Origin of the sequence: Streptomyces sp. NPDC087422 (assembly GCF_044744145.1) — a bacterium.
In the GTDB taxonomy this organism is placed as follows: Bacteria; Actinomycetota; Actinomycetes; order Streptomycetales; family Streptomycetaceae; genus Actinacidiphila.
On sequence record NZ_JBIUXT010000013.1, the window covers coordinates 154720 to 168784 of the forward strand.

The window sequence follows — 14065 nt, forward strand, 5'->3', positions numbered from 1 at the left end:
GTCAGTGGCGGGTGGGAGGATGCACCCGTACGGTCCGGTTGGGGCAACGGGGGCTCCACCGCTCGTGCTTGTACGTGTCGACGCGCCCGCGCGCGGCCGGGGAGGGGACTTCCCGCCGCGGGTCAGGGCAGAAGGGGAGCGCGGACGAGATGCAGATCCGGCTGACCGTCCTCGGGCCGCGCAGCGGTCGGGCCGTGCGCGCCTGCGACGTGCTCATCACCGCGCCCGCGGGGACCACGCTGGGCGCGGTGGCCGGTGCCCTCGCCTCCGCGGCCGGGTCCGGGCAGCCGGGCAGGTCCGCCGGGTCGTCCGTCGCGCTCTTCGCCGGGACGCTGCGGCTCGCGCCGACCACGCCGCTGGGCGTGCCGCCCCTGGTGGACGGCGCCCTGCTCTCGCTGCACGCGCCCGCGGAGCAGCGCGGCGGCCATGTCGCGGACCACGGTCAGTACGGCCGGTTCGGGCAGTACGGGCAGCCGCCCGCCGAGACGGCCAGGCTGCATGTGGTCGGCGGCCCCGACGCGGGCGGTGTGCACCTGCTCCAGGGCGGCCAGGCCAGGATCGGCCGCTCGGCCGACGCCGACGTGCCGCTCGACGACCCGGACGTCTCGCGTCTGCACTGCGAGGTCGCCTTCGGCGCGGACGGGCTCATCACCGTCGCCGACCTCGACTCGACCAACGGCACCACCCTCGCCGGGCGGCCCGTCGGCCCCCGCCCCCTCGCGCTGCCCCCGGGCGCCCTGCTCCGGATCGGCGAGTCGACGCTCCGCCTGGAGTCGGGAAGCCCCACCGGGCCCTCCGCGCTCGCCGCCGAGCCCGACGCCGACGGGCACCTGCGCGTCTCGCTGCGCGAGCCCTCCGCGCCGCTCCCGGTCACCGACCCCTCGTCCACCGTCACGCACGGCGCGGGCCTGGCCCTGGGCGCGGCCGTCGACGCAGGCGCGGGTGCCGCCACCGGCCCCGGTGCCTTCGGCGGTGCGCGGCCGGACGGCCTCCCCAGCGCGGGTACGTCCGGCACGGCGCACAGCCGTCCCCCGGCGGCGCCCGAGGCCGACGCCTACGGCCGTACGCCCGGCGCCCCGTACGACGCGCCCGGCGCCCCCGCCGACGTGTACGGCGACGACGGCGACGAGGACGACGCCCCCCTGGGCAGTGGCCGCCGGGCCACCGGTGAGCGCCGGGCGCCCGGATTCGACAGCGCGCGGCGCCCCGGTGGCGGCGGCGTCGTCGGGTCGATAGGGGCTTGGGCGCGGCGGCGGCTCGGCGCGGCGAAGGGCGTCGCGGACGACGGGGACGGCGGGGAGGCCGAGGCGCTGCGGGAGCGGTGGCCCGATCCCGCGGCCGTCCTGCTGACGGCGCTGGGCCCGGGACGGCGGCTGTGGGAGCGCGGTCCCGGCCATCCGGACGCGCTGACCGTACGGCTGGGGACGGCGGATCTGCCGTCCGAGGACGGGACGCGGCTGCTGACGGCCGTGCCGTTCACCGTGGATCTGCTGGCGCCGCGGACGGCCGCGCTGACCCTGACCGGGCCCCGGCCGCGGCTGGCGGGTCTGGCGCGCGCCGTCCTGGCACAGCTGTGCGCGCTGCACTCCCCCGCCGCTCTTGAGCTGGTGATGCTGAGCGCCGACCGCGCCCGCACCGCCGACCAGCGCGCCGAGGAGTGGTCCTGGCTGAACTGGCTGCCGCATCTGCGCCCCGCGCACGGCCAGGACTGCCGGCTGCTGCTGGCCTTCGACCGGGACCAGGCGGACGCGCGCACCGGCGAGCTGGCGCGTCGTCTGGAGGCGGGTCCGCTGGGCGCGGGCTGGGCCGCCGCGACCCCCGAGGCGGCTTCGGCGGCGGCGGCCTCGTACGAAGGGCCCTTCACGCTCCTGGTGGTGGACGGCGATCCGGGGTCCACGACGCTGCGGCAGACCGTGGCGCGGATCGCCGTCGCCGGCCCCTCGGTCGGGGTGCATGTGCTGTGCCTGGCCGAGAGCGGTGAGCGGCCCGCTGTGGACACCGGGGTGGTGGCCCGGCTTTCGGGCGACGTGGCGACGACGCTGCGGATCGAGCCCGCGGGCCCGGCCGCCGCGAGCGCGCCGCCGGAACCGGCCGCCGACGAGATCGTGCTGGACGCCGTGTCGGCCGCGTGGGCCGAGCATTTCGCGCGCGCCCTGGCGCCGCTGCGCGAGGCCGACGGCGAGGTGTCCGGCGCCCGTTCGCGGCACGCGCTGCCCGGCACCGTACGGCTGCTCGACGAGCTGGACCTGGCGCTGGCCACGCCCGCGAAGATCGCCGACCGGTGGGCGGCGGCCCCCGCGGCGGTCGGGGCGGCGACGGCCGTCCTGGGCGTCGGCGCGGGCGGCCGGGTCGCGGTGGACCTGGTGACCGAGGGGCCGCACGCGATGGTCGGCGGCGCGCCGGGCTCGGGCAAGACGGAGCTGCTGCGGTCGGTCGCGGCGGCGCTCGCGGCGGGCGACCGCCCCGAGCGGCTGTCCCTGGTGCTGGTGGACGGGGCGGGGCAGGACCGCGGCGAGGGCCTGCGCGCCTGCGCCGACCTGCCGCATGTGAGCACGCATCTGGTGGCCTCGGACCCGTTGCGGATGCGGGAGTTCGCGCAGGCGCTCGGCGCGGAGCTGAAGCGGCGCGCGGAGCTGCTCGACGGGCAGGACTTCGCGGCCTGGCACGGGGACCGGCTGGTCGCCGCGACCGTGCCGCACCAGGGCGGGCCGCACCAAGGCGGCCGGTCCGACGGGCGGAACGAGGCGCGCGCCGGTGAGACGGGGGCGCGCAAGCCCACCGGTCAGGGCGCGGTGACGGCGCGGACCCAGCCCGTGCTGCCCCGGCTCGTGGTGGTCGTGGACGACTTCGACGAGCTGGTCGCGCCCGGTCTCGGCAGCACCGGCAGACCGGCGGCGGGCAGTGTCGTCCGGGCGTTGGAGGCGGTCGCCAGGGAGGGCGCGCGGCTCGGTGTGCACCTCATCGCGTCGACCGGCCGCCCGGAGCGTACGGCGGCCACCGAGGCCGACGAGCGGTCCCGGCTGCGGATCGCGCTGCGCATGCCGGACGCGGAGTCCGCGGCGCTGCTGGTGCATGTCGAGGACCCGGCGGGGCTCGACGACACGGTGCCGGGGCGCGGCTATCTGCGGCGGCCCGGCGGCGCGGTGACGGCGTTCCAGGCGGGCCGGGTCAGCGGCCGTATCCCGCGTACGGCGACGCTCCGGCCGACCGTCGTGGCGCTGGAGTGGGAGCGGATGGGCGATCCTCCGGCCCGCCGCCAGGTCCGCGAGCTGGGCAACGGCCCGACCGATCTCGCCCTGCTGGCCAGTGCCTTGCAGCGGGCGGCGGAGTCGGCGCCCGAGGAGGCGGGCGCGCGCGCCGCGGAAGGCGCCGCGTCCGCGAGCGCGCCGGGTTCCGCCCCCGGCCCGCTGATCTGACGTCGCGCGCCCGCCGGACGGCCCGTCGGACGGGCATCCCGCCGATTCCGCCCGTACCGACGCGTCGGAAGCGTCCGAAGCGTCCGCGCGCGGATTTCACGCGGATGCCCTGATCCTGCCCCGTCCGCCAATTCGTACCCGCACGGCGATCCGATTCCGTCCGGCGGGCGGAAACCGTCATTGGTCTGAACCGGTCAGGTGGCGGACGGCGGTCAACTGGCCCGCGTCAGACGGCTGATCTGCGATGTTCCGACGGTCATCGCGCACGATGTCCGTCGATTCCCGTGCGGATAGGCCGATTTGACAGGGCGTTGGCCAACGCCCCGTCATGCGGCACACCCGTGCCCCGGCATTCGGGAGGCGCGTGACGGACAAGCGGCGATATTCCAACAGCCGTCCCTGTTAAAGCGTTTGGCTCAAGATCACGTCATGGTCACGATAGCTGTCACGGAGCCCCGTACTCCCTTGCGGCTGGGGTTCGCGAAGGCATAGGACAGACGCCACGGGACTGAGGGGATGGCCAGATGCGTACGCTGAAGAATCCGCGCACCAGCCGAAACAACCGCACTACGCGCATAGCGCTCGCCACAGTGACGGCGACCGCGCTGGCGTTGACCGCCGCCGCGTGCGGCGGTGACAGCGACAAGAAGGACGACGGCGGGAAATCGCCGAGCGCGTCCGCCACGAGTTCCGCCTCGGGGGTCAAGCTGCCCGATCTGCACGGGCAGAAGCTCGAAGTGGCCGCCGTGTGGACGGGGCCGGAGCAGAAGAACTTCCAGAAGGTGCTGGACGAGTTCGACAAGCTCACCGGAGCGAAATCGACGTTCGTCCCGACCGGCGACAGCCAGTCCACCTTCCTCGGCACGAAGATCGAGGGCGGCGCCCCGCCGGATGTCGCCTTCCTCGCGCAGAACGGCGTACTGCACCAATTCGCCGACAAGGGCTGGCTGAAGCCGCTGGGCCCCGAGGCGACCGCGCAACTCCAGAAGAACTTCTCGCCCGGATGGCAGAAGCTCGGGGCGTGGAAGGACAAGCAGTACGGCATCTACGCGAAGGTCTCCAACAAGTCGCTGATCTGGTACAACAGCGCGGCTTTCGAGACCGCGGGCGCATCGGTGCCCAAGACCTGGGACGACTTCCTGAAGACCGCGGAGACCGTCTTCGAGTCGGGCACCGCGCCGGTCTCGGTGGGCGGCGCTGACGGCTGGACGCTCACCGACTGGTTCGAGAACATCTACCTCTCGCAGGCCGGACCCGAGAAGTACGACCAGCTCGCCGCGCACACCATCAAGTGGACCGACCCGTCGGTGAAGGACGCGCTCACCACGCTCGGGCAGCTCTTCGGCAAGAAGGACCTGCTCGCGGGCGGCAACAGCGGCGCACTCGCCGCCGACTTCCCGAAGTCGGTGACGCAGGTCTTCACCGGCAACCCGCCGGCCGGCGCGATGGTCTACGAGGGCGACTTCGTCTCCGCGTTCATCGCCGCCAACACCAAGGCGAAGGTGGGCACGGACGCGAAGGTCTTCCCGTTCCCCGCGGTGGGCAGCGGCAAGGCGCCGGTGGTCAGCGGCGGTGACGTGGGCGTGGCGCTGAAGGACAGCCCGGCCGCGCAGGCGCTGCTGACGTACATCGCGACGCCGGAGGCGGCCAAGATCTGGGCGCAGGGCGGCGGTTACCTGTCGCCGAACAAGTCGCTGGACTTCGCGGCGTACCCGGACGACGTGCAGCGGTCCATCGCGCAGGCGCTGATCGCGGCGGGCGACGACTTCCGCTTCGACATGTCGGACCAGGCTCCGGCCGCCTTCGGCGGGACCAAGGGCCAGGGCGAGTGGAAGGACCTCCAGGACTTCCTCTCCAAGCCGTCCGATGTCGCGGGCGTGCAGGCCAAGCTCGAAGCGGACGCCGCCAAGGCGTACGGGAACTGAGGCGAGATGCCCCCGATGGCTGACTCCGCCGCGGGGGCGGGAGGCGGGGGGGCCCCCCGGGGGGGGGGGCGGCCCCCCCCCCCCCCCGCCCCCCCCCCCCCCCCCCCCCCCCCCGCCCCCCCCCCCCCCGGCGGGGCCCCCCCCCCCGGGGGGGGCGCGGGGGGGCGCCCCCCCCGGGGGGGGGCCCCCGGGGGGGGGGGGGGGGGGGGGCGCCCGGGGGGGGCGGGCCCCCCCCCCGCCCGGCCCTCTGCCCGGCCCGCCCGCCAAGGGACCGGGCCGCCGCAGGAGCCTGATGGGCACCCGTCCCTGGGTGGCCGCGCTCTTCCTGCTGCCCGCCCTGATCCTGCTGGGCGCGCTCGTGGTGTACCCGATCGTCTACACCGTCCAGCGCAGCCTCTTCGACGCCGACGGCAGCGCCTTCGTCGGTCTCAAGAACTTCGGCACGGTCTTCACCGACCACGGCATCCTCACCGCCGTGCGCAACAACGCGATCTGGGTGGTGGTCGCGCCGACCGTGGCGACCGCCCTCGGTCTGGTCTTCGCCGTACTCACCGAACGGGTGCGCTGGAGCACGGCGTTCAAGCTGGTCATCTTCATGCCGATGGCCATCTCGATGCTGGCGGCCGGGATCATCTTCCGGCTGGTGTACGAGCAGGACCCGGGGCGCGGCGTCGCGAACGCCGTGGTGGTCGCGGTCCATGACACGTTCACCGACAACGCGGCCTATCCGGGCGCCCGGCCGCGGCCCGGCGGCGATCTCGCGCCGAGCGCGGGTGGCTCCTTCACCACCAAGTCCACGGCCCGGCAGGGCAGTCCCGCGGATCTGCCGCTGATCGGCATCCCGCAGAACAAGCTGCCCTCGAACGCCGTGGACGCCAAGCCCGCGCCCTCGCAGCCGGATTCGGTGACCGGCACCGTATGGCTGGACTTCAGGCCCGGCGGCACCGGGAAGCCCGGTGTGATCGATCCGGGCGAGAAGGCGCTGTCCGGTGTGAAGGTGCAGGCGGTCAAGGACGGCAAGGTGGTGGCGACGGCGAAGTCCGGGAAGGACGGCACGTACAAGCTGCCCGCGTCCGCCGCCGGGGCCCAACTGCGGCTGCCCGCCTCGAACTTCTCCGGCAAGTACAACGGCGTCAACTGGCTCGGCCCGAATCTGATCACGCCGTCGATCATCGGCAGCTACATCTGGATGTGGGCGGGCTTCGCGATGGTGCTGATCGCGGCCGGTCTGGCCGGGGTGCCGCGGGAGCTGATGGAACAGGCGCGGGTGGACGGCGCCAACGAGTGGCAGGTGTTCCGCCGGATCACCGTGCCGCTGCTGGCCCCGGTCCTGGTGGTCGTCACGGTCACGCTGATGATCAACGTGCTGAAGATCTTCGACCTCGTGTACATCATCGCGCCCGGCAACACCCAGTCGGACGCGAACGTCCTGGCCCTCCAGCTCTATCTGTCGTCCTTCGGCGGCGGCGACAACCAGGGGGTGGGCAGCGCGATCGGTGTGATCCTGCTGCTGCTGGTCCTGCCGGTCATGATCTTCAACATCCGGCGGCTGCGCAGGGAGGGACGGCGATGAGCGCGGAATCGGCCGCCATGGCGGGCGGTCCTGAGACGGGCGGCCAGGCGGCGAAGGGCGACGCGGTGCCCGAGGCCGCGCCGAGGCCGAAGGAGAGTGTGGCCGCGCGGATCGCGGCCCGCGCGAGCGGCGGCCTGGTACGGGTCTTCCTGCTGGTGGTGGCGCTGTTCTGGCTGATGCCGACGATCGGGCTGCTGCTGTCGTCGCTGCGTACGCCGAGCGACATCTCGGCCAGCGGCTGGTGGAAGGTCTTCACCTCGCCGTCGGAGCTGACGGTCTCCAACTACCGCACGCTGCTGGACAATCACGCGATCACCGACTCGCTGGTGAACACCGCGCTGATCACCGTGCCCGCGACGCTGCTGGTCGTGGTGATCGGCTCGCTCGCCGGTTACGCCTTCGCCTGGATGGAGTTCCCGGGCCGCGACTGGTGGTTCATCGCCGTAGTGGCGATGCTGGTGGTGCCGGTGCAGGTGGCGCTGATCCCGGTCGCGCGGCTCTTCGGCGACATCGGGATCTTCGGTGACATCTCCGGTGTGGTGCTCTTCCACACCGCGTTCGGACTGCCCTTCGCGATCTTCCTGCTCCGCAACTTCTTCGCGGAGATCCCGCGCGAGCTGCTGGAGGCCGCGCGGCTGGACGGCGCGGGCGAGATCCGGCTGTTCGTGCGGGTGGTCATGCCGCTGGGCGGCCCGGCCATCGCGTCGCTGGGCATCTTCCAGTTCCTGTGGGTGTGGAACGACATGCTGGTCGCGCTGATCTTCGCCAACAGCGACGCGCAGCCGATCACGGTCGCCCTCCAGCAGCAGGTACGGCAGTTCGGCAACAACATCGACATCCTGGCGCCCGGCGCCTTCGTGTCGATGGTGGTCCCGCTGGTGGTCTTCTTCGCCTTCCAGCGGCAGTTCGTGTCCGGTGTGATGGCGGGCGCCGTCAAGTAGCCGCCACGGAGCCGTCCAGCGGCCGTCCAACAGCCGCCCGGAAGCCACCGGGTGGCCACCGGGGAGCGGCGCACGCGCGGGGCGGCGGGATATTCGGTACGAAACGGGGGGCGTCGGGCGCTTTACACTGACGCCCCCCACACCCGTACCGAACGGACATCCCCCCATGACCATGACCTCCGCCGAGGACCGGCTTCCCGCGCCCACCGAACTGGCCCAGGTCGAGGGCTGGTTCTTCCCCGTCGACCAGGTCCTCTTCGACTGGTTCCTGACCCGGCAGGTCAGCCGCACCGAGCCCGGCGACCTGCTGGAGGTGGGCGCCTATCTCGGCAAGAGCGCCATCTTCATGGGGAGTTACCTGCGCGAGGGCGACACCTTCACCGTCTGCGACCTGTTCGACGCCCCGGCCGAGGACAACGCCAACTCCGCCGAGATGAAGAAGTCGTACCCGACCTTGACCCGTCACTCGTTCGAGGCCAATTACCTCTCCTTCCACGACGAGCTGCCCGAGGTCGTCCAGGGCATGTCCTCGACGGTCAGGGACCGGGTCCAGCCAGTGTCGTGCCGGTTCGCGCACATCGACGCCTCGCACCTGTACGAGCACGTGCACGCCGACATCGAGACCTCGCGCGAGCTGCTGCACCCGCACGGCGTGGTCGCGCTGGACGACTACCGCTCGGCGCACTGTCCCGGCGTGGCCGCCGCCGTCTGGCAGGCGGTCACCTCCGGCGGGCTGCACGCGATCTGCGTGACCGAGAGCAAGATGTACGCCACCTGGGGGGATCCGGCCGAGATCCGCGCGGAGCTGCTGGCGTACGTGTCGGGCCGCGCCGACCTGTGGCACGAGGTGCAGACGGTGGCGGGCGCGCCGCTGCTGCGGGTCAAGGGCGACCGGGACCGTACGGTGTCGCCGTCGCAGCCGCCGTCCCGGCACGCGCCCGCCGCCGCACAGGCCCCTGATCAGACCGCAGGCCAGACCGCGGCCCAGACAGCGGCGCAGACCGCGGAGCACGCCGAATCCGCCGCCGCGCGGACCGCGGGGCCCGCCGGGCGGCCCGAGTCGCAGGCCCCGACGGCCGCCTCCCCCGCCGCCCCCGCGCCGCGCCGCTCCCGGGCGCGCCGTCTGCTGGTCAACGTCCTGCCGCCGATCATCACCAAAGCACTTGTACGGATCCGCGACTCGCGACGCGCCGGAGCGTAACCAGCGGCGCGGCCACGCGTTCCCTGGATATAACGGGCACTCCGCGCGAAAGCCATGGGCGCCCGTGCGCCCCTCGCCCCCGTGTCGAACCTGGATGTGCTGTGCCCCGCTTCAGCGTCGTCGTCCCCGTCTACCAGGTGCAGGCGTATCTGCACGCCTGTCTGAAATCCGTGCTCGACCAGTCCTTCGCCGATGTCGAACTGATCGTCGTGGACGACTGCTCCCCCGACGGCAGCGGCGCCATCGCCGACTCGTTCGCGGCCAGGGACGCCCGCGTCGAGGTGCTGCACCTGCCGGAGAACATCGGCCTCGGCCGGGCCCGCAACGCGGGTCTCGCCCGCGCCACCGGCGACTACGTCCTGTTCCTCGACTCCGACGACACCATGGTCCCCGGCTCGCTGGAGGCCGTCGCCGCCCGGATCGAGCGGACCGGCGAGCCGGACGTGCTGGTCTTCGACTACGCCCGCACGTACTGGAACGGCGATGTCCACCGCAATCAGTTCGCGGCGATCCTCAGCGAGACCGGCCCCGAGGTCTGCACGCTGGACGACCGGCCCGAGCTGCTGCGGCTGATCATGGTGGCCTGGAACAAGGCGTACCGCCGCGACTTCATCGAGAAGTCCGACATCGCCTTCCCCTCGGGCTACTACGAGGACACCCCGTGGACGTACCCGGTGCTGATGGCCGCCGGGTCGATCGCGCTGCTCGACCGGGTCTGCGTGCACTACCGGCAGCGGCGCGGCAGCGGCATCCTGCACACCACCAGCCGGCGGCACTTCGACATCTTCAAGCAGTACGACCTGCTGTTCGCGTTCCTCGACAGCCACCCGGAGCTGGAGCGGTGGCGGCCGGTACTCTTCCGCCGGATACTGGATCACCTCACCACCGTCTTCAACTTCCCCGACCGGCTGCCGAATTCGTCGCGCCCGGAGTACTTCCGCCGCTGCCGTGCCCAGTACCGGCGGCTGCGGCCGAGCGGTTTCCGGGCCAGTCCCACCGGCCGCAGCGGGGTGCGGTACCTGCTGGTCGCGCTGGGCGCGCGGCGCACCTTCCAGGCGCTCGGCCGGGCGCACCGGCTACGGCTGCGCGCCACCCACCGGGCGAGGGCGCTGTACGGCAGGCTGCGGACGACGGCGCTGCACGCGCACTACCGGGTGCAGCGGCGGCGCGCGCTCGACCCGGACCTGGCGGTGTTCTCCGCGTACTGGGACCGCGGCTACTCCTGCAATCCGGCGGCCGTCGAGGAGCGGCTGCGCGAACTGGCGCCGCACATGCGGACCGCGTGGGTGACCACCGCGGAGCACGCGCACACCCTGCCGCCGGGCGTACGGCGCCTGGAGCCGGGCTCCGCCGCGTACTGGACGGCGCTGGCCCGCGCCTCGTACCTGGTCAGCAACGTCAACTTCCACCGCAGGTACGCCAAGCGGCCCGGCCAGATCAATGTGCAGACCCACCACGGCACGCCGCTCAAGCACATGGGCATCGACCTCCAGGAGCACCCGGCCGCCGCGGGCACCACCGACTTCGAGCGGATGCTGCGGCACGTCGACCGCTGGGACTACAGCCTCTCGGCGAGCCGCCACTCCACGCTGGTCTGGGAGCGCGCCTACCCGTCGGGCTTCACGGCCCTGGAGTACGGCCAGCCGCGCACCGACATCTTCCACCGGGCCACCGCGCGCGACGTGCTGCGGCTGCGCGACGAACTCGGCATCCCGCGCGAGAGCACCGCCTTCCTCTACGCGCCCACGCACCGCGACTACCAGCGCGGTTACCGGCCCGCGCTCGACCTGGCGCGGATGGCCGACGCGCTGGGCCCCGACGTGGTGCTGCTGCGCCGCACCCACCACTTCTACCCGCCGGGCGACCCGCGCGACGGTCTGGACGACCGGGCCCCGCACCCGCGGGTCATCGACGTGTCGGGGCACCCGTCGGCGGAGGAGCTGTGCCTGGCCTCGGACGGCCTGATCACCGACTACTCGTCGCTGATGTTCGACTACGCGGGCCTCGACCGGCCGATCGTGCTGCACGCCGCGGACTGGGAGACCTACCGGGCCACCCGCGGCGCGTACTTCGACATCACCGCGCACCCGCCGGGCCTGGTGGCGCGCGGCGAGGACGAGTTGACCGACATCCTCGCCACGGGGGCCTGGCGCGGCCCGCGTTCGGCCGAACTGCGGGCCGCCTTCCGGCGCCGGTTCTGTCCCTACGACGACGGGCTCGCCGCCGAGCGCGTGGTGCGCCGGGTGTTCCTGCGCGAGGACGGCGGGCTGCCGCCCGTGATCCCGCCGGAGGACCGGCACCTGGCCCCGCCGCCGTCCCGCGCCCGCGCGCTGGCCCCGCTCGCGGCGGACGCCTCCGATCCGTCCGGCCCGCCGCCGCTGGAGCCCTCGGGTCCCGACCCGCGCAGCCTGTAGCGGCCCCAAGGGCCCCGGCGGCGCGGGCGGTTCACCCGGTCGGGCCGCTCCCGCGGGCCGGGCGGTTCACGCGGGCCCGGCGGTTCACGCGATCGGCCTTGGCTCCAGCGGCTCCCGCGCCTCAGCCGAGCGGGACCGCCGGGCGCTCCCCCGCCGGTCCCGCCGTCGGGTCGGCGTCCCGCGCACCGGCCGGGGCCGGGGCGGGACGGCGGTCCTGGAGCGGGCGGTACGGCAGCAGCGAGGGCTCGCCGAGCAGCACCCGGCGCACCACGCGCTCGGCGGCGAGCCCGTCGTCGTACGCGCAGAACCGCTGCCGGAAGGCGGTCCGCAGCGCCGCCGCCTCGGGGCCGCGCCACGCCCCCGAGCGGAAAGCGCGGGCCAGTCCCGCCTCGTCGCCCGCCACCACGCCCGGCGTCTCGCCGTGCCGCCCGGACAGCAGGTCGAAGTAGACGCCGCGGGCGGCGCGGTACGCCTCCCAGTCGGCGGCGTGCACGACGATCGGCCGGTCGAGGTTGGCGTAGTCGAACATCAGCGAGGAGAAGTCGCAGAGCAACGCGTCGGAGGCGAGGCTCAGTTCCTCGACGGACGGGTGCTGCGAGACGTCCATGATGGTGCCCGCCGCGTGCAGCGCCTCGAGCGCGTCGTTCTGCCCGTAGAAGTAGTGGGCGCGGACCATCAGCGTGTAGCCGGGGCCCAGTTCGCGGCAGAGCCGTTCCAGGTCGAGCGGGACGACGAAGGTCCGCTGGTAGTCGCGGTGGGTGGGCGCGTAGAGGATCGCGGTGGTGCCGGGGGCCAGGCCCAGGCTCTCGCGGGCGCGGCGGACCTCGTCGGCGCCCGCGGTGTGGAACACGTCGTTGCGCGGATAGCCGCTGGGCAGCGTCTCGTAGCCGCTGGGGTAGACCCGCTCCCAGACCTCCGCGGAGTGCTGGTTGGCGGCCAGCGAGAAGTCCCACTGGTCGGCGTGGTCGAGCAGGCGGCCGAAGCTCATGCCCTTGCCGACGGCCGGGCGGGCGCGCAGGTCCATGCCCATGTGCTTGAGCGGTGTGCCGTGGTGGGTCTGGAGGTAGACCTGCTCGGGGCGCTTGACGACCTGGCCGGTGAAGTTGGCGTTGTTCACCAGGTACTTGGCGCGGGCCAGCACGTCCCAGTAGCGGCGGGAGTTGACCACGACGTGGTCGACGCCGGGCGGCATCGCCTCGCGGTCCTTCTTGTTGACCACCCACACCCCGCGCAGGTGCGGGGCGATCTCCTGGGCCTTGTAGTAGACGGCCGCCGGGTTGCAGGACACCCCGCGGTTCCAATAGGCCGCGTAGACCACAAGGTTGGGGGCGACGGGGCGGCGCAGCCGCAGCCGGTAGTAGCGCTGGTAGACCGCGCGGCCCAGCGCGTTCTTGCGTGCCCTGATCCGGCGGGCCAGTTTGCGCGTCCACGCCTGGCCGCCGAGCGCCGCGCGGTAGCGGCCGTAGCTGCCGGTGCCCGCGGCCCGCAGCCAGCGGCCCTCGTTGCTGTCGGGCGCGGTCCAGCCCGCGGGCCGGTAGCGGCCCAGCAGCCGTCCCGCGCGGCGCACGTACTCAGGCCGGGCGTCGGGCGTCAGCGGCGAGCCGTCCTCGCCGACGGCCGCGAGCAGGACGGCCATCCGCCCGTACAGCGCGGCGCGTTGCTCCCGCTTGCGGTCCTCGGCCTCGTCACCGCCGTCGATCTCGGCGAACAGCGCCTCGTACCGGTCGAGTACGGCCAGGTGGTGGCGGCCGGGCGTGGTGCCGACGCTGATCCCGCGCCGCTTGCGCCAGCGCACGCCGACCCGGTCCAGGCACGCGATGCCGGTGGCGGCGAGCAGGACGCGGGAGGCGACGGCGACGTCCTCGTACGCGCCCTCGCCGAAGCGGAAGCCGCGCTCCTCCCAGAAGGCGCGGCGCAGCAGCCGGTTCCAGACCGCGGGGTAGGTGCCCAGGCACTCGGGGCGGTCGGACGCGGTGAAGACGGAGTCGCCCGCCTCGCCGAGGAAGTCGGCGTCGTCGCTCTCCTGGATGTTCTCCCAGACGGTGAAGCGCTCGTGGTCGAAGAGCAGCACATCGGGGTCGCCGGTGGCGCGCAGCCGGGCGTCCGCGGCGGCCAGCGTGCCGGGCGTCATCAGGTCGTCGGCGTCCAGGAAGAGCAGGTAGTCGCCGGTCGCGAGGGCCGCGCCCGCGTCGCGCGCCGGTCCCGTGCCGCCGGTGCGATCCAGCCGCAGCGGCTTGACCCGCGGGTCGGCGGCGGCGAATTCGGCGATGATCGCGCCGCTCGCGTCCGGTGAGGCGTCGTCGACGGCGACGACCTCGACGTCGGTGAAGGACTGCCCGAGCACCGACTCCAGACAGGCGCGCAGGAAGCCCTGGGCGCGGTGGACGGGGACGACGACGGTGATTCGGGGCATGACCATCCTGGACAGATCGAGACGTACCGGTACGGGATAGCGTCCGAGCGTACCAACCGGACACCCTGCGGCGGTTCACCCTTTCGCTCGTTCGGCTCACTCGCGGTGACCGCAAGGCCCTTCGGCGAGTTGAAGGAACGGCATTCGCATGCCGTCGTGCATGTGCCGTCGCGCGCGTGCCG

General features: G+C 73.7%; 7 protein-coding genes. 6 read left to right on the forward strand and 1 reads right to left on the reverse strand.

The features are described 5' to 3' along the window. The first annotated feature begins 149 nt into the window (after window positions 1-149). From ACIO6U_RS31340 to ACIO6U_RS31365, 6 genes are all read left to right on the forward strand, one after another. Entirely contained in the window at window positions 150-3416 is a 3267-nt protein-coding gene (locus tag ACIO6U_RS31340) for an FtsK/SpoIIIE domain-containing protein (RefSeq protein ID WP_401724209.1), read from the forward strand. A gap of 524 nt (window positions 3417-3940) precedes the next feature. After that, a complete protein-coding gene (locus ACIO6U_RS31345) occupies window positions 3941-5341 on the forward strand; it encodes an extracellular solute-binding protein (protein ID WP_355342949.1) in 1401 nt (466 codons plus the stop codon). 292 nt (window positions 5342-5633) lie between these two features. After that, window positions 5634-6914, forward strand: a complete 1281-nt coding sequence (locus ACIO6U_RS31350) for a sugar ABC transporter permease (protein WP_355343277.1) — start codon at window positions 5634-5636, stop codon at window positions 6912-6914. Between the two features lie 17 nt (window positions 6915-6931). Beyond that, the gene (locus ACIO6U_RS31355; RefSeq protein WP_355343274.1) at window positions 6932-7855 is read left to right on the forward strand and encodes a carbohydrate ABC transporter permease; all 924 of its coding nucleotides are present in this window, start codon (window positions 6932-6934) and stop codon (window positions 7853-7855) included. A 172-nt stretch (window positions 7856-8027) separates the two neighbouring features. Then, window positions 8028-9056 carry a class I SAM-dependent methyltransferase gene (locus ACIO6U_RS31360; protein WP_401724285.1) on the forward strand — a complete coding sequence of 343 codons (1029 nt, stop codon included), beginning with the start codon at window positions 8028-8030 and terminating at the stop codon, window positions 9054-9056. A 101-nt stretch (window positions 9057-9157) separates the two neighbouring features. Continuing rightward, window positions 9158-11470 carry a CDP-glycerol glycerophosphotransferase family protein gene (locus tag ACIO6U_RS31365; protein WP_401304962.1) on the forward strand — a complete coding sequence of 771 codons (2313 nt, stop codon included), beginning with the start codon at window positions 9158-9160 and terminating at the stop codon, window positions 11468-11470. A 121-nt stretch (window positions 11471-11591) separates the two neighbouring features. Here ACIO6U_RS31365 and ACIO6U_RS31370 read toward each other — a convergent pair whose 3' ends face one another. Continuing rightward, window positions 11592-13883 carry a CDP-glycerol glycerophosphotransferase family protein gene (locus tag ACIO6U_RS31370; RefSeq protein WP_401724213.1) on the reverse strand — a complete coding sequence of 764 codons (2292 nt, stop codon included), beginning with the start codon at window positions 13881-13883 and terminating at the stop codon, window positions 11592-11594. Window positions 13884-14065 lie beyond the last annotated feature (182 nt).